Raw genomic sequence first — 20,826 nt, forward strand, 5'->3', positions numbered from 1 at the left:
TTTATGTTTGAACACTGGGAATGGGGAAGTCGTCAGAGAGGATGAGCTGATCTCATCGAAGCTGCTTCTTTAAATACATGTGAACGCTTTCAATGTAACAGAACGTTGTCTTATAATGAGCCTATCTGCACCGATTTGCGTAAGTCTGTGTTTGGAAATTCGAGTGATCGGACAAGAGGAGCTGGACTATGGCTAAGATTGAAGTGTTAAATGTCGATCCGGACTGGTTCGACGTCGGCGGCGGTCTGTTGTGCGATTTGCTCGGCGCGGGGAACGGCACGACGCCGGACTTCGTGATTGGTGGAGGCAAGCAGTTCGGACATCCCGAACGGGGCTTCATCATGTGGTATCACTGGGATGGCACCGCATGGCGGGAGACGGAGATTAGCCGGAACTACCGTCATCAAGTCGGTGTCGCCGCGATGGATGTAACAGGCAATGGCAAGTTGGACGTGGTGTTCGGCGAATGGACGAACGAGTGGGAGGGAGAGTGGACGAAAGTGACCGGCAGACCCGGCGGCAACATCTACTGGGCGGAACAGCCGGCAGATCCATTTGCGGATTCTTGGAATATTCATTTTCTGGGTGACGGATGCTTGAACGCACATGATATATCCGTCGGCGACGTGGCGGGCAAAGGCCGGCCCGACGTCATTGTCCGCAACAAAGACCGCGTGATATGCCGGTTCACGCCGCAAGAAGATCCGACGCTGCCTTGGCATAAGCAAGTCATCGCCGAACACCAGGAAGGGGATGGCCTTGACCTTTATGACATTACGGGAACGGGCAGCTTGGACATCGTCACGAATACGGGGTACTACGAGAACGTCGCGGGGGACGGCTCCGAATGGCGCTTTCGCCCCTATGGTGTCGAAGATATTGGCTTCGATCCCGAATCCCGTGTAGCAGCCGACGATTTGACGAATGACGGAGCGGTGACGGTCGTCGTAACGGAATCCGAAGTAACGGCTTCAGCGCGTATCTTGCTGCTGACATCCTGGGACCAGGGGGCGACGTGGACGCGGCACATGCTGATCGAGACTCAGAGGGATTTTCGAGCACTGCACACGCTGCGATTGCTGGACTTGAACGGGGACGGGCGGCTTGATATTTTCACGGCGGAAATGGAGAATGGCAAGACCGACGGCGTCACCCGCCAGCCTCGCTGGTACGCGTTCTTGAACAAAGGCGAGCTGAAGTTTGACGAAGTCGTGCTGCTCGATCAGAACTTAGGCGCGCATCAAGGCTGCGTCGGTCCCATCTTCCAGCCGAATCAACCGGCGTTCGTAGCCAAGGATTGGCATCCGAACAAGGTCAACGGGAACGATGGCCGGAACCATGTCGTCACGATTTCCGACGTCGATTGGGGAGCTTAACCATTGACCGGGATCGTCCAATTTAACCGAGGAATTGCTTCAGAACGATTGCCGGTTTCCGTATTTTGCTCAAGCCACAATCCCAAGACTACTTCCTAATTTCGAGGAGGTAGTCTTTTTATGTTGTTAAATGCGATCTTGATAACGTTTCTGTCGACAAAATGTATCTAAGATGATACAGTATGTAACATAGTATTGCGCTTTTACAAAACCAGACTAGGGGTTAATCCAATGAAAATTAAAATGATAGCCATTTTAATTATTTTTTGCATCTGGGGCGTACTTGCGATTGCTCCATTATGGTCGCCGGAATCCAATCGTGTGCTAGCGGCCGCGGCTGCAGCCGGACCCGGACAGTCCTTCGTCAAGAACCGCGTAGTTGCGCTGGTATTTGACGATTCAGGAAGTATGAAAGTCACCCCAGATCCCTCAATAAATCAATTCGTGCCCATAGACAATTGGAAGTATGCGAATTATTCCGTGCAAAGTCTGGCAGGTTTACTCGCTCCCGAGGACAAGCTGTATGTCACGCGAATGAGTCATCCAACTACCGTAGAAGAGATTGCGCTTGCACAAGGCAAACGGCAGAGCTCTATCCAATCTGTTCAGCAGTGGACGGTCGATGTGTCTACACGGACACCATTCCGATCGGTAGAGACGGCGATGAATTTCTTAACAGAGAAGGCCAAGGAAAACCCGGATTCCGAGCTTTGGCTGGTCGTATTGACTGACGGTGTGTTCAATGATTTCGATCCGAATGATGACGAGGCTACAGACCCAGAAGGCAATATGAAACAGGCTCGTCAGAAGTTTCAGACGTATCTGCAAACGATGAAGTCGTATAACGCGACGGCCCGGAGCGCATTGGTGACGATCGAACAGCACCTGGACAACAATGCGAAAGTAACGATGAACAAGATCAAAGCGTTATGGAAGGATTCGCTCGACGCGAAGATCATCGAGAGCAACGGGCAGCAAAATATAATTAGCAAAATCAACGAAGTTGCTGCGCTAATTACGAACCGCGATCCAACTTTGGGAGCTGATAATGACAGTCTCCAACCCGTATTTACGGACGGAGGCGTGCAGTTCAATTCTCTGTTTCCGATCAGACGATTGACCATGCTGGAGCAGGTCGTTCAGAATTCTTCCGGGCTTACGATACCGAAGAGTGACGGCAAGCTGAGCATTAATCAAGGTGGCAGTGCTGGGATGGAGGGGCAATTTCAAATTGCAACTCCTGTTGATCAGGAAGGTCTCCATCCGCCGATTCTCGGCCAGATTACGCATTACCATGATCTGACGAATGAAGGAGCTATGCAGGAAGGGGAGTATCGCATTGCGCTCAAGGGAGCGAAGGCCCGGCAGGATCGCATGCAGTTTCTGGTGGAGCCGGCGCTTGACTTCCGGTTGACGGTGCACAAGCTTAAAGAGGACGGCGCGCTCAGCGAACAGGAGAACGAGTTCTTCTTCGGCAGCCAGATGCTTGCTCAGGTTAATCTTGTTAAGAACAACGCAACCAATGAGCCTCTTAACCTGCTGCCAGCCTCGCGGAAACTCGTAGATGTCACCGGTGTGCTTAATGATGGTTCAATACTGCACTTTCAGTGGGATGACAAGCTAAAGGCGTACACGGCGCCGTTTATCCTGCCGAGCCAGGCGCTAAGCAAGGTGAAGGTTCTCGTCCACATTCGCGGGTTTTATCAAAATGAACAGACGATTGATTTTCGGGGATATACGCCGCGGAAATTCGGAATGGAGTCCGGGCAGGCAGAATGGTCGGCCCATGTAGATAAGCTTAATCAGGCAGAGCCGCTCCGTTTCTTCGCTACAGTGGATGGAGAGCCTGTCAGCAACGAAGAGTTGAAGGCGATTATGCCTTCTCTAAAGGTCGATACGGGTGGAAAAAGCATCCATTTCGATGTTCATCAGGAGGGCAATGAAATTAGGCTGCAGCCGCGCCTACATTGGAATCTCTGGTTTACGGATGTTGGGAAAATTCCTTTAACCCTAACGATGGATGGTAAATATCCGAATGAGAAGGCTGCCATCCATTACGAAGCTCTGATTCAAGATGTGCCATGGTGGTACCGCTATGGGATTCCGATTCTGGCCCTGGTAGCGCTCGTTGTGGCAGTTTGGTGGATGTTAGGCATGCTCAAGAAACCGCGTTTTAACCGGAAGTCTTCGTACATGTCTGTAACGAACCGAACCTTAATTAATGGTCGTGCAAGAGGTGAATACAAGTCTACAATACCATTCCAAACCGGATGGTTATCCCGCTGGCTTATTCCGTACAGGGCAGAGATGTCAATGATCCAGGATTGTACCTTTAAAGCAGGTGAGAAAAGGGATTATATCATCCTGCCGAAAGGCTCGCAGTCACCAGGAATGAAAGTGGTGGAGGAAGTATTGATGGATGATGATGTTGGCCGCCGAGAGTACCGGATTTACAACAATGATGAAGTTGTCATCCGTACGGGTCAGAATGAGACCGTATATCGCTATTTCAAGCAATGATTGACAGGTTTCCCATCCAAATACGAGGAGCTGGAAAATAGATGTCACACAATGTGCCAACAATCCTTATCGGTCTTGGCGGAATCGGCGGCCAGATCGTCAATGAAATCTACGGGAGGATCCCGGAAAGCAGCAGGGAACGAGTTGCCATCCATGCATTTGACACGGATGTCAACAGTCTGCACAAGCTAGAGCATCTCAAAGGTAACGTGACACAGACCAGTACGACACGTTCGGTTAATGAATACCTGGGGCAGAACGAATCGCTGAAGTCGTGGTTTCCCGAGAATCCACAGCTGATTCGCAAGACGATGACGGAAGGAGCAGGCCAGATTCGCGCAGTCTCTCGGCTCGCATTCCGCGCAGCTATGGAAGAGGGAAAGATGAACGGTCTCTGGGAAAGTATTAACGAGATCTTCCCGGTGCAGCGCGACAATACGGTGCAGGGAGTGCGTGTCATTATTCTGAGCTCCCTTGCAGGCGGTACGGGCTCCGGTATATTCCTTCAGATTGCAATGTACCTCCGCGAGGTGCTGGAGAGCCGATTCGGACAGACGAGTGTTCTCATTCGTGGCGCGTTCCTGCTTCCGGATTTGTTCGTACATACCGGTATATTGGACCATCGAGAGTGGGAGTCGGTCCAGGCCAATGGTTATGCATGCATGAAGGAACTGAATGCAATTACGCTAAGTGCGGCCGGTAAGTGGAGTCAGAAGGAAGAGGACGGGGTAACCATCGAGCTCGAATACCGTCCGAATCAGGTCGATCTTGAGGGCAATGTGACCCATGCCGTAACGGAGAAGCAGCTGCCATTCGACTTCTGCTTCTTCTATGATTACGAGAATCTTAAGGGCCAGCATCTGAACGGCTTCAGCGATTATCTCGAGCTTGTGACACGGACGATCTATCTGCAGTTGTTCAGCCCAATGTCAGCCAAGCATTTCTCCCAAGAGGATAACCAGATCCTCGAATTGATTGCGTCTGAGGGCCGCGGCCGATTCTGTGGCGCCGGCGTCGCCTCCTTGAGTTACCCGTATGAAGACATTGTCGAGTACTGTGCGCTCAAACGGTCTGTGGATGGGCTCGGTGAAAACTGGCTCTATCTCGACAATCTCTACGAAGAGGAAATGAACCGTTACGAGAGTGATCTGCGCCGGGGCGTGGCGCGCGAAAGACCTGACCGCGGAGATCTCTACATGCGATATCTGGAAAATTTGTACGGTGACGAGAAGCCGCAGCTATTCTTCATGCAGGTATACCGCCAGGCGTATGAACAATTAGAAAAGGGACAGCTTGGCGATATGAAATCCGCTCAGTTCCTTCAAAAAGCAGAGGAGTTTGTAAACCATATTTTAAACGATGATGCTGAACTTCGGTCGCTTGAGGCGAACAGTCGCATTGATGAAGGCAAGCTTGGCGTTAAGCTGCAGATCAAACAGGAGATCGTTCGTGTCGAGAGCCAGCTCTCCTACTACCAGGAGCAGATCAACAAGAAGGTCTATGAATATCGGACCTATGCCGCCTACCAAATCATCGAGCAGGATGCGAATGTACAGCATATGAGCGAAGGACAGGGCTACCGATTGAACACATGGTTTCTGGGTAAACCGGACCCCGTACATCCGATTGCGGTTCGGTATATGCTCTATCAGATTCGGTCCATGCTCGGGAAGAAGATTCAGTCGTTACGAACTCAAAATACGATGGCTAAGAAGCAGATTGACAAATATCAGGAAGCCTACAATCTCAGCCGCACAGACCGGATAGAAACCGCTCAACAACGTGTAGATGCCGCGCTGAAACAGAACGCGATCAGCTCGCTTTATAAGAATCAACTGAAAGATTTTCGCGCTGAATATCTGGAGAAGGCGACTCGCCAGCTATCAACGTTGAAGAAATTCGAGCGTTCCCTACTGCTTGAACTTGTGCTTACCTCTGTGGCGCAGTCGATCGAACAGATGTGCAAGGATTGGGAGCGTTTCTTCGATAATCTCAAAGATACGCGTCTTAATCTGCTCCAAGAGCAGGGGCGTATCGAGAAGAAGTTCGAGAACACCGATAACACCCCGAAAAATTATGTATTGGCATCGTCCACGATGATGCAGAAGGCTTGGGAAGGCATACGTCGCATGTTCGATAATGACGTACTGCCGCTTGATGTGGCTGGCCAGATCTACAAGGCGCACTACCTGCAGTTCTGCCGCCGAAACGAGAATCGTCTCCCAGAGGAAATGCAGCAGGATATGCGAGTGGAGGAGCTGTATCGTCAATACGTGCTTGCTTATCTCCGCGAAGATACGAAAGAGCGCTGTGCCGATCGTCTGGATATCGACGTGACAACGGCCTTGCTGCGAGAAGCAGCTATCCTTAACAAGGAACCGAAAGCGTATATCGAGTCCAAAACGGAAGCGCTGGAGGAGCTATCCAGCCCATTCATTCCAAGTATTCCGGAGAGCCGAGAGCTACGGTTCTGGGGGGTTCATCCGGACAGCCTCATTCCACTGAACGCAACTCAGCGGCAGGAACTGTTTGGTGAACGGGCGGTTGCCGACAAGGCATTCTCGCGGCATGAGCTGATCTGCTACCGGGCCCACTACGGTCTCAGCGTCCAGAATTTCGGCAAGTTCTCTTCCGGGGAATACACCGATTCGTATGTTCGCCCAGCTGGGCAATATTATTCCGCTTACAAGAAGCGGGTGGAGAGGCTTAACCGGAACGAGCCGGCGGTCACGCCGCATCTTGATCGTCGGTGGCATGTGCCAGCTTTCATGCCGGACCTGAATCCCAAGCAGGCGGAACTCGATAACAAGCGCGTGGACCGGGCTCTCGTGCTGGGAGTTATCTACGGCTGGCTTGCGATGAAGAACACGCATGGCAAGTATCTCTACCAGTATTTGGATCGTACGAGTACTCGCCTGATTTACCGGAACGGGAAGGACATTGGCGGCGAGATTTATTTGCTGCATAGGGGATTGCTGCACAATCCGATCATCTGCGAGGAGATTTTGGAGCGGCAGAGAGAAGAGTTCGATCAAGACCGGAGAAAGCATGGCGACAACATGGAGATGCATAACTTCATCAAGCAGGCCTCAGAGTTGTCCATGACCACCAAGAATGTCAGCAATATTCTCGACGTTCTGTTCCTGTACGAAACGGAGGACTCTTCACGGCAGGAGCTTTCAGAAAAGGCGAATAACTTGCGGGTCCTGCTGCTGGATGAGATCGAACGCTATTTTATAGAGACTTACGGCGTTCACCGCGGTTCCCTCGCAACGGAAGCGGCTTCCTCCTTCATTAGACGGCTGTGGGAGAGCTCCGCTCAGCGCAAGATGGTCGATACGGATTCGTATACGTACGGGCAGTGGGAGAATTTGATCAAGGGAAGATTAGATACGATAGCCAGAGTGTAGGCAACTCGAGCTGAAGGATGGAATGCAATGCTGACAATCGTGGTGCATTATGACGAGACACCTCAAGAATGGAACCTTATAGCACGTTTCTTCCACTGTGGAATCGCATCCGGATCACTCGCCTTCTTTCGCCACATGAACAGAAAAACGGACTATCAGGATTTGCTGAGCAGCGTTTATGAGTATCTACACATCCATATGGTGGAGAGATGGCAGCTCGTCTGGATGATGAATGTCTCTGAGGAGCGTGATTTCCGGGAGCGGTTAAGTTTGCAGCTGGCTAGATTTCGCGAGCGGTTCCTCGTCCGGCTCCAGAACCAGAAGCTCGCGCCTGACAAAGTCTATATTATGGCCTTGGACGGTATTGAGCGGGAAGAGAACGGTGCGCCGCTTGATGCCTATTTAAAAGAAGTTTGGACGCTCGATATCCACGGCTATCTGTGGAACAAGCCAAGTGTCGAAGGCAATCTGTTTCATATTGATGATCTCCGCACACTTGACCAATCATGGACCCTGCCCGATCTCAGCGGAGCTGGACCAATTGAGAAACCGGAGCCGGCGTATCTGATGCTCCTGGAGAAGCAGGTAGCGAAGGTGCAAGCGAGCTTCAGCGAGATATTGTCAGAGAAGAAGAAGGTCGCACAGCAATATTCTCGGCATTCGGGCAGCATTCCGACCGACGTGCTGTTCGAGGAAGAACTCGAGGAGGTGCAGAACGGGTTCGACGCGCGGATTAAACGCATCACGATGCCTCCTCTGTCCCCGAAGCTGGTCGATTATAAACCTTCTGACGATTTGAAGGCTGTTTTGAAGGAACGCATGGGCACGAAGGCGTCGATTGCTTCTTATATTTTTATCCGGGTGCCCTATCCACACGAGTATGCGGCAAGAAGAGTACGAACGCTGCTCAAGGTGGTCTATGCCATTCATGCAATCGCGCTTAACGATCCCGTTTCACGGCTTTGGCAGGAGGGCAATGCCTACACGCTGGACGTATTATTTCGGGAGCGAGAGTTGGGGTTGCTGCTTAACCGTTATCTGACAAGACTTTATATCTCTAAGTCTCGCATTGAGGATTTGCTGCGTAACAGGCGTCTCGACATGGCGCCGGATTATGCGGCTTGGATGGCGCTCCCGCACGGACGAGAGGTGCTTGAAGAAATTGACGTACCGACACCTCCGTTCAGATACAGCCAGAGTATGCAGTTCGAGCAGCAGTTTCGAGTATTCGAGGACTCAGCTCGAGAAATGATGGAGCGGCGTGATCAGAGAGTGCTTCATATGGCTAAGGAAGGCATGCGCAAACTCGATATCCAGAGAAAACTCAAGGAAGAGCCGTTGGCATTCATCAAGAAGGAGCCGGAGGAGATTATCCGTCATCTGCAAGCGGAAGCGGACGCGACTCGGCAGCAGCTGCTATCGAAAGTGCCGCATGCGCCGTCATCGGTATCGAAATGGAATGACTACATGAAGCAGACCAAGCAGGAGCTGGCATTCTATCTGCGCAGCATGCCTGGCACTCGCCAGATTGGCTGGCTCTTTGGCGCGGTGACCGGGATTCTGCTCGCGCCAGCAGTTGTGAAATGGAACGGCGTAGGTTCAATCGCAGCGGACAACTTGCATCCTGCTCTAGCATATGGTGTTTATCCAGCTGCCTTAGCAGCGATATTCGCGCTCTGTCACCGCCTGTCGCGTGGGCGAATCGTCTCCGCAATCAAGAGGATGGTCCGGCAGACCAATAAGCGTTTAGGTGAACTCAAGATGGAGCAGGAGCATATGCAGAAACAGTATACGGATTATTTGAACCAGCTGTACAAGCTACTGAAGCTGGCGAGTCGAATACGTGATGTGAGCAGGTTCAGCAGCGAGAAGGGCGAACAGAACCTGCAGCTGCGTTTTCACCAAGCTGCATTGGAGGAGGCGATCGATATAGGCAAGCGGCTCGCCTACTTGTTGAATATCCAGCTGAAAGAAGTGCAGGATCGAGCGATGGAGAGCGGATACAATGAGCAATCGTGGTTTGATCAGGATGCAACCGCACATCCGGTATATTGTCCATTATGGGAGCAGCCTGTCAATGGAGAAGGAAAGGCGGCATCCGCAGAGCTTGTCGTTGGCATGTCTCGCGATACGATAAGTGGAGCAATCATTTATCCAGTAGAACGACTGGTATACGAGCATGATCGGGTGTATCGGCTATGAGTGCTTTTCGATGGGAATTGCTGTTGAGCGTCCTTGTGCTATATGCCATTCTTGTTGGAGCTCTGAAACTTTCCAATCATCTGAGGACCGAGCGTTATCTGCAGTTCTGGTCACCTCTGCTGGCTCTGATTGCGGGAGTCGTTGTCCTGGCATTTCACGGTTCTATCGGAGCTTGGATCGTGAAGTTTCTGGATGCATATGCACCTTGGCTGTCGCCTTACTTGCTGCTGGTCGTGAATCTGGCTTATCTAACCGGCTTCGCGCTCGTCAAAGCCATCGGTATATCCGGACAACGCATGATCCGCTTGCTGGCTAACAGGATGAAAGGGCCGGTATCGTCTTTACGATTCTTTGAGGTACATCAGGAGAGTGTGAGGCTCAAATCGGAATACCGTTACGCCAGTCTCATGTTCCACTATTCTTCCATTATGTCAGGGCTGCTGCTTGCCGCCTATTTCTCGTTTGCCATTATGCCGGAGCTGCAGCCTTACAGATCGCTGTTGCCTGATTATTTGGCGTTGTCATTCCTCCTATTGGTCGAATGCAGCTGGTTCCTCACAGATGGCAAGGGCGAGCGTGTGATGCGAGCGCACCGGAAGTCCGAGGCACGCGCCAATGTTTCCTTCAGCGATCTGTTCGAGGAGTATCGCAGATTGTGGCCCAAACAAATACTGACCTCCGGCGTTATCAATGACCCCTCCGAGCTGGAAAGTAACGCGGAGGCGCAGCAAGGAGAGGAAGTTCAGGCCATTGTCGAAGCGCTTGTACAGGGTCGGCATCTGCTTGTGCGGGATGGTCTGTTCCGGCCGATGAGTCGGTCCATTTTCCCGGCGCTTTACAGGCTGCTTCTCCAGAACAAGAAATTTCTGCTGATTGTCGAGTCGCAGCAGGATCTTGCGCAAGGAGCTTCATGGTTTTATGAAGGAATCAGAGAAGCAGGGGGGCCAGTTTTTGCATGGACGGCCGCTACGTTGTCGGATGCGGTGGAACAGAATCTCGCGGCTGACCTGCTGTTGATCCAAGCAAGCGACCTTCTTACGGATACACTGCCCGATTACATTCAGCATGAACATGAGCAGCATAGATCTGACATTGTCGTTCTTGTGATGGAGGGCGAGAAAATGTTCTCTAAGTACGGCAATGACTTGAAACTGTTTGCGGGACGGCTAAGCGGGGTGCTTGACAGCGCTCCTCAGTTCGTCGTCTTCTCCGATTGGGCGGAAGCGCTCGAGGATGCGATGCAGAGGATATTTGCCGTGCTGCCGGATGATATAACGATTCACCAGAGCCGTAGCCAGCAGCTGTACTATATGGCAATTGCGCAGGATCGCGGCATGCTTCAGGAAGGGATTATGCCAAGAATGGCGCATAGGGTGCTTGACCCGGAAGCCAGTCTTGTCCTTCCGGCGCTTAAATTTGGGCACCAAAACATGATTATCGTCGATTCCAACAGCATGCCCGGACGAGACAATATGGACGAGTTGTCTGAGAATATCGTGCATGCCATGAAAGACTATCAGCTATCGAACCAAGCCGCCGGCCGGCTGCGAACGAGTGTTGAACTGCACGCGCGAGAATGGACCGTTGCCGAGCGTGACGATGTTGTAGTCATTCATCGCGATGCTTCGAAAAACCTAATCCAGAGCATCGGCCGTTGGTGGTCCGCAGGTAAAGAGAACGCAATCGTAGTGGTGGTTTCTCCTCCTTACCTGCTGCGAGATTATCTTGCGGACAACGAGAGTTTCTTTCTGCGCAATCATCGGAAGATCGCTTCTATCGTGCCAAAGCCTATGGCAAATCTCAAGACCAACTACCTCTATATGATGGATCGATTGGCACGTGTCTGGTTAACCGGTGCCGAGCTTCAGGCGAGCCTTCGATACGCTGGCATCGAGGAGAGCTTCCTAGTCGATGGAGTACGGAAGTACGCTGAGCTGCTTGGACAGAGCAGCGCGCGGCGCGACATGCTTGAGGTCCGATTCCGGAAGCGGTTTGACCGCGCGGCGGGACATTATCAAGAGGAGATTCTATACCGGCTGAACGCGGAGGAAGCCCAGCGATACAAGACGACCATGCTGCCTAGTTATGAAGTGCGGCTGCAATCGGGGCAAACGATAGCGCATCTCAGGGGAGATGTGTATCAGCAGTATTTGCCTGGCCAGATTGCTTCTTTTGACAGCCGCTGGTACCGGATCATTCGAATTGACGACAATTTGAAACGCTTGGAGCTGGCTGCCGAGCCAATGACCAGCTCGCATCTTTACAAGCAGAGCCGCACATACACCATTCGCAAAGATAGCCTTAACTTGCCGAATGGCATCCCGGTTCGGTGGACGATTGATCGGTTCGAACTGACGTTCCGAAGTGAATTTCGGGGCTTCGATGTACATACCAATGGCTACTTCGATTTTGAAGGCAGCGTCAACCTTCAGAGCGAACGTGTCGTATACGTGCCGCTTAGCGAGGAGGATCAAGGGGCTCGTCGCTCATTTACCCAAGGTAATATCTTATCCATTACGATTCAGTCGAAGGATGCCGAGTTCGAACAGCCGGATCGACTGGCGTTCACGCTCTGCTATTTGCTGAATGAATTGTTCGTGACCTTGTACCCTCACAACCATCATACGCTTAGCGTTACGACGCCGCTGCCGGATTCGTTCTATAGCGACAATGTCAGTCGGAATGTCTCCCATGAGCGAATCGGTCTCTACGTCCCACGTCTGAAGCCGTTGTCGCAGAAGGGGAATACGAAGGAGATTCTGCAACTGTATGTGTTTGAGGACAGCGAGCGCAATCTTGGGATGATTGAGAGTGTAATGGAGCACTGGAATCACTTTATTGAGATTCTGGATGACTATCTTCATTGGGTGTTCGAGGAAAGCGAAACGGCCGGCAGAGATGACTATCTCCGCAATGGAGGCTTGAGACCGATAAGCGTCCTAGCGCTGCGGGAACTCGCTGGCATCATGAGACGTTGGCTGAAGGAGCAATCGCTTCGGACGCTGCGTATGCAATTCAATAAGCAAGTAGAGAGCCCATCTAAAGGGACGGAGACGCTCGCCAAACCGGAGGCAGAGGCTGCCATATCCGAAGACCGACCGGCGGCCGTGATTCGCGACATTGCGAAGAAACCGCAGCGTGAGAGCATGAAGGCATCTTCAAGACGTCAGCAGAAAGAGCAGACGGCGCTAGATTTGATTGCCGCTTATAAGGAAGTGGCGGCAGCCGCAGAGCCGGCGGACGACCTGCTAGCCATTTTCCAAGATGTTCGAGGAGCTCTTCTCCAAGAACTAAGGGGCAATCTGCGACATGTCGATCTTGTTCTAGTACCGCAGGGCAAGCAGCTGATTGATAATGAGATGTCTGAAGGAGCGGTTCTACACGTGTCTGAGCTTGGCCGATCTCAGTATGGCAAAGCGATTCGTGCGGAGGAAGGCAGCGTAAGTATTCGATTGATGGCGGATACGGCAAGAATTGCTGCCGTTGTCGCAATCGCTCAAGAACTTACCTATATATGGCAAGCGGACAACTTGCAAATGGAGGTTATATACCCGAGAGAGCTCCTCGATGGTCATGCCATCTGGGCTGGCATCCATGTGCTAGAGAAGCTCGAATATGCAGACTTGGCGGAAACGATGCGAACCGCATGGATAGACCGTAAAGACGCGTATGGGGAAGGGTTCCGCGCTATGCTGAAGAAGCTTCAGGATCACCCCAAGGCGGACGGGGCATTTGCCATTATGATTGAGGCATATGGCCGCGTTGTATTATAGGTAAGCAAAGGAGCATCGCCTATCCGGTTGATGCTTTTCTTTGCATGTTGTTTACTGGACTTTATGTTTTATTTCTTGGAAAGAAATAAAGAAATAGAAACTATTTTATTTAAAAATATTAACAATTTTTTATAGTAAACATTTCGTATATGGAAGAACTACGGTCTGCAAATGTTACATATAAGTAAATAAGCAGCTGTGACAAGAAGAATGATGAGGAATTGAAGAGCGAACTCTACCCTTACGAGGAAGAGGATTTGTTGAAGCTGCTGCGTTACCATTCTATAAGCTTCGTCTTGAACAAGGATGGATACGCGAGGACTATCACCAAACTGCCGAAACCAATCTAAGGAGAGTGAACGTTATGGTTCCGCCATTTGTTAAGACCCTGGCTCTGCTAATCGGTATCCTGAGCCACACGCCAACAGAAGTTTCCGAATACACAATGGTTGAGTGCCCGCACGAACATTGTTATGAAGCTGTGGATAGTTCGGATCATCCTTGCTTATTCACTGAAACGAATATCCAGGAAGAAGCACCGTTATATGCCGGTGACAAAGTATATATAATTTCGCTTCTCAATGATGAGCACAGAGTGGTTCGAGTTATAAAAGAATAAAGCCATAATAGACTACTTCCTTATTTTTAAGGAGGTAGTCTTTTTATGGTGTTAAAGACCAGGATTTTCTTTAGAACGGGGGTGAGATGAGGAAAGGTTTCAAAAATGAAGAAAAATGGAGCAAATTGTTGTAAATGTGAGTGACATAGAGCTAGTGACAATATTCCATTGCAAATTGTTCTTAAATGAGAACATTTAAGCCGTTTTGTCCCTTTTCATTTTGTCGGAGACTAAGGTATATTATGTTTACAAGTTGTTCTTAATTAAGAACAAAATTGTTCGTTAAAAGAAAAGTTGTCTGGGAACACAAAATACGCGCTATGCGCAAAGGAGATCAAATTTAAATGAGATCAACTATCAAAAAACCAAAAAGCAAAAAAGTAGTGGTAGCTATAGCAACAGGAGCGATTGCACTTACTATGCTTGCAGGTAGTGCATACGCAGCAACAGCAGGTGCTGTATTCACAGGTAGCACAACGCTTGCCAACGTCACTCAACAATTGCTTGGTCTTGGTGAAAAGGTTAGCGATTATGAAGCTAGCGAAGCTAAACTAGTTGCCAAGATCAACAATGTTAAAGCAAGTGCTAACGAGCGTATAAAAGCGGCAAATGTACTTATCGCTAATCGTAATGTAACTATTGGAACATTGGAAGCTCATAAGATTGAACTTACTAAGGAAATTGCTAATTTGAAAGGCGATATTGCAGGACTTCAAGAGCAGCTTAAAAACTTTGATGAGAAGATGACTTCAGTTCAAAATGAAAATCTTGCCCTTCGACAGGAAATTGAAGATTTGAAAGGTCAAATCACCCAAAAGAATGCTGATATTGAGAAGTTAAACGGCCAAATTAAAGAACTTAGTAGCGAGTTAGACGGTGCTAATGCACAAATTTCAAATTTGACTAGAGAAAAACAAGAAAAACAAGATGAAATTGAGCGTTTGAACACCGAATTAAATAAGGCGAATAGTGAATCGGAAAACCTTGAAAGAACCTCCCAAAAAGTTTCTTCACAAACGGATGCAGTTGAACCTTTGACAGATAGCGAGATTGGCAATATCGACACGACGCTAGTTGAAGTAAAAGAATAATGAAATAATACAGAGAAGACTCCTAATTAAGGGGTCTTCTCTATTTTTCAAATAGAACATGTCGACAAAATGTATCGTTAGTGATACAATATGTAACATAGATGCAAAGAGAGGAGATCAATAATCAATGATACCATCCTTTATTCAAGTTTTGGCTATGCTAATTGGCATGTTGAGCAACACGCCCACTGAAGTCTCCGAATACACCATTGTTGAATGCCCTCATGAGCATTGCTATGAAGCAACCAATGGCTCAGATAAACTTTGTCTGTTCAGCGAAACGAATATTCAGCAAGATACGCCCATGTACGTAGGGGATAAAGTATATGTTATTTCCCTTCTCAACGAAGAACGTAGAGTGGTACGAGTTATTAAAGCGGAGGAATGATCAGTTAGGGTTCCGCCCGATATTGTATTGACACTTAAAGGATAAATCTGCTACCATCAGACATGTAAACGAATTCATTATGAGGAGGTCCACAAATGGGAGCCAGCAAAGTCATGGATACAATTGCACATGAATATTTTGCGCGGCCTCGCTTGGACTTCAAGTAAGAATAATCGTTTCTACGATTGTTACGAACAATGTCCACTGGTGCATGCCAGTGGTTTTTTATTTTGTTGTCGTACCATTCGTCCGGCCTCTTCCGGGGATACGATTCTTTTTATCTGCAGCCACAGGTCCGCGCGGGTCTGTGGCTTTTTTGCGTCCACCGCAGACGATAATTCGAATTATGACCCAAGAGAGGGAGATTCATCTGAACATTCGTCAATCCGAAAAGGTATTCTACATCATGAGCGCAATCATGTCGCTCGCGAATTCGATTATGTTCACAACCTACGCTTTGTATTATGTGAACGAACTAGGGCTCAACCCGTTCCAGCTTGTACTGGTCGGGACTTTTCTGGAGCTCGTTATTTTCTTGCTTGAGATTCCTACCGGCGTACTTTCTGATACGTACAGCAGGCGACTTTCGGTCATCATTGCTTTCTTCATCATGGGAGCGGCCTATATTCTCGAAGGCAATGTTGTGCTGCTCTCGGATGGGCTGTTGCAGGGAGCCGTTTCTCTGTTCATCCTAGTCGTGATCGCCGAAATGATTCGAGGAGTCGGCGAAACCTTCCTCAGCGGAGCACAGCAGTCATGGATTACGGACGAGGTGGGCGAGGAGCGATTAGGCAGACTGTTCGTACGTTCGGGTCAATTCCAGCAGATCGCTTCAATTGCAGGCATTATCCTTAGCGTCGTCTTGTCTACGATCGCGTTAAATCTGCCTTATATTATAGGCGGGGTATTGTATATGGGGTTGGCTGTCTATCTTCTTATTGCGATGAAAGAGAATAACTTTCACCGGACTGCCAAGGACGATCTAAGCTCATGGGGCCAGTTGCGATCGACCTTCAAAGAAGGCTCCTCCTTTGTTAGAAAGTCACCTATACTCCTGCTGATTCTCATCGTCAGTCTATTCTCCGGGGCTTCATCGGAAGGATTTGATCGGCTGTGGGAAGCTCATTTCATTACGGATATCGGCCTGCCCACCTTCAATGGCTGGAATAGCGCGATATGGTTTGGGATATTTGGGATTTGCGGAATGCTTCTCGGCTTATTGACCAATGAGGTTGTCATTCGCAAGCTAAACCTGGAGAACCGAGCTGTTGTCCGCAATCTGATGCTGCTGTTAACTGCATTGAAGATCGTCTGCGTGATAGCGTTTGGCCTTGCTCCCAATCTCATTTGGGCGCTTGCAAGCTTCTGGCTGCTCGGCATGTTCAATTCCGTCTTCTACCCGCTGTATTCGGCTTGGCTCAATCAGCATATCGAATCGGGTACACGTTCAACCGTGTTGTCGTTTCTTAGTCAAGCCAATGCAATTGGTCAAACTGCGGGAGGTCCCGTAGTAGGCTGGGTGGGCGTGCGGTATACGATCCGAGCTTCCATTGTTTTGTCAGCTTGTATGCTATTTCCCCTCGTAATCATCTTTCAGAAGCTGCGTAAGCAGAAGGAGAGCGCTGATTAACGGTTAAGCGGCTTCGCGGGAGTTCATCACTGAACTTCCGTGAAGCCTTTTTATTTGAACTTCCGCTCCCAAACAATATCTGATAAACTAGCATAATATTCTGGGCAGAGCTGTCATGCTGTCCAATACGACTGCTGCCCATAGCTCAGATTGGAAGCGCTTTAGGAGGATAGGAGCATGGTTTTTCGCTATTGGCACCGAGTGCGATTGCTTCAGAAGCTTATACTGATCGTTATATTCTTCTTGATATTGCCTGTCCTAATCGTAGGCTACAGCCTGTTCTCGACAAGTCTGCCGCTCGCACAGAAGGAAAGCCGAGAGATGCTGGAGAAGGTGGCGTACCAGCTGAATGAGAATATCGAATACCGCATTATCGGCTATCAGAACATCCTGATGCAAATGTCCCTTGACCCTGGCATTACGACTGCGCTGACGCAGCAATATCAGTCGCTGCAGGAAGAGGTGACCGCTCTGCAGCAGATTAATTCAGCCGTTAATCGAATCCGTTCTTATTTTCCGATGAAGAAAATTCAATTCTACAAGAGCAACGCGAGTCTGCATCAGGATGGCGGCGTCGTCTTGAATATGGAGCAGGTAGCCTCGCAGCCTTGGTACTCTGCAATGAATGATCACAACCAGCAGTTCTATTGGTATTTCGACCGGAAGGGTGCTGATGGTCAGCCCTCGCTTCATCTAACGAAGTGGCTTGTGGATTATTTAACGAATGAGAAGTTCGGTATTATTCACGTTGAAGTGACGAACCGCGCGTTGTTTGATCAATTGTCGAATCCACTTGAGTTCAAGAAAGGCTGGGTCGTCGTTGCGGACGCGCAGGGGAGAGTGCTGACGAATGCAACGGATTCGGTGCAGGTAGACAACATTAAGGCGCTCCCTTACCTGCAAGACGTCTATACCGCAGGTCAGGGCTGGTATTCGACGAAGATAAACGGTAAGCAAAGTATGGTGGTCTATCAGACCAACCGGCTAGGCTGGAAGATCATCACGGTCGTGAGTCAGCAGGAACTGTGGCAGAAGCTGCAGCTAGTCAAGAATGGCGCCATTGCGGTTAGCGTGTTGTTCGTTGTGCTGACGATTGCCGTTCTCGCGAGCTTCGGACTGCGCATCAAAAACCGGCTCAATTCGCTCGTAAGAAGCATGCGGCGGGTGCGAGACGGCGACTTGGGACTCACCGTCAAGGTTTATGATAAGGACGAGGTAGCTGATGTCGAGGAGGAGTTCAATACGATGTCGCTCCGTCTGAAGCAATCGCTCGATGAAATCGCCGAAGCGAGGAGCGCAGCGGAGACGGAGAAGCTGAAGCTTCTGCAGGCGCAGATCAATCCTCATTTTCTATACAATACGCTCGCATTGGTCAAAAGCATGGCAATAGATGTCGGCTCAGCCGAGATCGGCCGCACGATAGATGCGCTGGCGAAGTTTTTCCGGTTGGCGCTTAATAGAGGCGGCGATATCTTGCCGTTTCGCGAGGAATTGGAGCATGTACGGGCGTATCTGGATATCCATGAGTCACGGTTTCCCGGCAGGCTCACGACCCTATTCGACGTAGAAGAAGAGACGCTCTCCTGCGAGATTATCAAGATTACGCTGCAGCCCATTATCGAGAATGCACTGCTGCATGCTTTTGTCCGCACAGGTGGAAGGGGCACTCTGCATATACAAGCTCGTTTGCGGAATGACATGCTCTGCATTACGATCACAGACAACGGAACGGGCATGACCGCAGAGCAGGTTAAGGATTTGCTGGAGAAGGCTGAAGGAGCGAAGCAGCGAATGGGCTTTGGTATCTACAACGTGAACGAACGATTAAAACGGCAATATTTCAATTCCTATCGCATGACCATTCAAAGCGAGCCGGGCGAAGGGACTTCGATTGAGCTGCTCATCCCGCAGCAAGCCAGCCAGATTGCGATAGCGAATTGATACGAACGGAGGAATACGGCGTGGACATGAAAGTGTTTGTTGTGGACGACGAGGAACGGCAGCGTAGATCAATTATTAAGCACGTGAATTGGAGTCAGTACCATATGCGTGTAACTGGAGAAGCGGAGGATGCGCAGCAGGCACTTGAGATGGCCGAACACGCCCCTCCGGATTTGCTCATTACCGATATCCGCATGCTTGGGATGGATGGCCTTGAGCTGTCCGCCAAGATGCGTAAGATCAATCCGCACATGCGAATCATCATGGTGACTGGATACGAGGAATTCGAATATGCCAAGTCTGCGCTTGATATTGGCGTGGATGCGTTTCTCGTCAAGCCGATCCTATTCGAGGAATTGACCGCCATACTTGCGCGCGTATGCGAAGCTGAACAGCAGGCTCTCTTACGAGACCGAGAAGAAACACGAATCAAAGAACAGCTGGATACGTTCAGGCCAATAGCGCGGGAGCAATTCCTTCAGGAGCTGATTCATGGCCTTATCCTGAGCGAAGAAGCGATTCAGACCCAAGCGAATGCGCTTGGCATGTTTGCCCACGGCGGTTTACGCCGCGTATTGGTCGTCGTACTGGACGCCGATCCGAGGTCGCCGCTTCCCAAGGAAGAGCAGGTGCGGCGCGCCCAACAGCTGCTGAATGAATCGGTGGCGGCGATCTGCGGTTCACTGCTGGAGGAGAAGACGACAACACTACGCGGAAATATCGTATTGATTCTGCGGGATGCGAACTCGAAGGCGGAGGCGATAGAAGCGTTCGAGCAGAAGACGGAGCACATCCTGCGGAATCTCGGCCAGGAAGCAGAGAGAATCGACTGCTGCTCGGTCTCCATTGGAGCGGGACCATCCTTCGCGGAGCTTAGCCGCTTGAGCGAGAGCTTCCGCTTGGCGCAAAGAGCCGTGAATCAGAGACTGCTGGGAAGCGATGAGCGGACGTTCAGCTGGCAGATTCTAGAGGAGCAAGCGGATATTCACAGCAAGAGCGTAGAGGAGCTTCGGGGAGATTTTCTGGAAGTATTCGGAGCCGGAGATAGCCAGATTAGTCTGAGTCTGCTGGGAGAACTGCTGCGAAGCATTGCTGGGGATCCTCACATTCAAGGCGCAAACTTGAGAAGCCTATGTCTCCAGCTCATTAGCGGAGCCAACCGAATAGCGGCAGAAATCGGCGACGTGAGTCGTCATGTCGGATCTGAACAGAAGCTGTGGGAGCAACTTCTAGAGTGCCGAGAGGAGCCGGAGCTGCTGCAAGAAACGGTGAGGATCATTACCAGGCTGAGCGACTTTATCGCGGAGCGGAAGAAAAGCCCGACCCAAATCGTCGTTCAGAAGGCGCTGGAGTGGATGAACGAACACTATAAAGACAATCTCTCTTTGCGCTCAGTTGCGGACTCTGTCTACTTGAGCCCGAATTATTTGGGAGCATTGTTCAGAGAGGAGCTAGGCGTCTCGTTTACCGATCAATTGATTCATATCCGGGTCAATAAGGCGAAGGAGCTGCTGCAATACTCGCAGCTGAAGCTGTACGAGGTCGCGGAGAGTGTCGGCTATCAGAATATCGGGTATTTCACGAACGTGTTCAAGAAGATTACGGGCTACAGTCCGAAGGAATATAGAGCGTTACTCGGAGTGGCCAGTTAGCGAGGCAATAACTTGCCTGAATAATAAGCGAAAGAGTGATCGCGATGATCGCTCTTTTTTTTTATGCAAAGAAACGTGAAAACAAGATCATGCGATAGCGCAACTAATCGTGCATTACGATTATTGAGAGCGCTTCCCTGCTTTTCTATAATCAATATAAGTGCTGGGGCCTTGAGTGCTCGGTGCATTATACAAGGCTGCTACTTAAGCCTAAGAAAGGAGAA

11 protein-coding genes are annotated in these 20,826 nt (G+C 50.1%); all 11 read left to right on the forward strand.

The window, feature by feature from the left end; all coding sequences use genetic code 11:
* Positions 1-188: 188 nt before the first annotated feature.
* The 11 genes from AC0YNX_RS21825 to AC0YNX_RS21875 all read left to right on the forward strand — a co-directional run bounded on the left by AC0YNX_RS21825 (position 189) and on the right by AC0YNX_RS21875 (position 20,602).
* Positions 189-1,376, forward strand: a complete 1,188-nt coding sequence (locus AC0YNX_RS21825; protein WP_475817820.1) for a hypothetical protein — start codon at positions 189-191, stop codon at positions 1,374-1,376.
* A gap of 231 nt (positions 1,377-1,607) precedes the next feature.
* On the forward strand, positions 1,608-3,896 hold the full coding sequence (locus AC0YNX_RS21830) for a vWA domain-containing protein (RefSeq protein WP_475817821.1): 2,289 nt from the start codon (positions 1,608-1,610) through the stop codon (positions 3,894-3,896).
* Positions 3,897-3,937: 41 nt separating this feature from the next.
* The gene (locus AC0YNX_RS21835; protein ID WP_475817822.1) at positions 3,938-7,306 is read left to right on the forward strand and encodes a tubulin-like doman-containing protein; all 3,369 of its coding nucleotides are present in this window, start codon (positions 3,938-3,940) and stop codon (positions 7,304-7,306) included.
* Between the two features lie 135 nt (positions 7,307-7,441).
* Positions 7,442-9,508, forward strand: coding sequence for a hypothetical protein (locus AC0YNX_RS21840; protein WP_475817823.1), 2,067 nt, complete (start codon positions 7,442-7,444; stop codon positions 9,506-9,508).
* Positions 9,505-13,281: a hypothetical protein gene (locus AC0YNX_RS21845; protein WP_475817824.1), complete on the forward strand. Its 3,777-nt coding sequence runs from the start codon at positions 9,505-9,507 to the stop codon at positions 13,279-13,281. Before AC0YNX_RS21840 ends, AC0YNX_RS21845 begins: the two co-directional genes overlap by 4 nt.
* Before the next feature lie 364 nt (positions 13,282-13,645).
* Positions 13,646-13,900, forward strand: coding sequence for a hypothetical protein (locus tag AC0YNX_RS21850; RefSeq protein ID WP_475817825.1), 255 nt, complete (start codon positions 13,646-13,648; stop codon positions 13,898-13,900).
* Between the two features lie 344 nt (positions 13,901-14,244).
* The gene (locus AC0YNX_RS21855; RefSeq protein WP_475817826.1) at positions 14,245-14,991 is read left to right on the forward strand and encodes a zinc ribbon domain-containing protein; all 747 of its coding nucleotides are present in this window, start codon (positions 14,245-14,247) and stop codon (positions 14,989-14,991) included.
* Positions 14,992-15,118: 127 nt separating this feature from the next.
* Positions 15,119-15,379, forward strand: coding sequence for a hypothetical protein (locus AC0YNX_RS21860; protein WP_475817827.1), 261 nt, complete (start codon positions 15,119-15,121; stop codon positions 15,377-15,379).
* Positions 15,380-15,686: 307 nt separating this feature from the next.
* Positions 15,687-17,009, forward strand: a complete 1,323-nt coding sequence (locus AC0YNX_RS21865) for an MFS transporter (protein ID WP_475817828.1) — start codon at positions 15,687-15,689, stop codon at positions 17,007-17,009.
* A gap of 177 nt (positions 17,010-17,186) precedes the next feature.
* Positions 17,187-18,950, forward strand: coding sequence for a sensor histidine kinase (locus AC0YNX_RS21870; RefSeq protein ID WP_475817829.1), 1,764 nt, complete (start codon positions 17,187-17,189; stop codon positions 18,948-18,950).
* Positions 18,951-18,976: 26 nt separating this feature from the next.
* Positions 18,977-20,602: a response regulator gene (locus AC0YNX_RS21875; protein ID WP_475817981.1), complete on the forward strand. Its 1,626-nt coding sequence runs from the start codon at positions 18,977-18,979 to the stop codon at positions 20,600-20,602.
* The last annotated feature ends 224 nt before the right edge of the window (positions 20,603-20,826 follow it).

The sequence above is a fragment of the Paenibacillus sp. J31R98 genome (genome assembly GCF_056269245.1).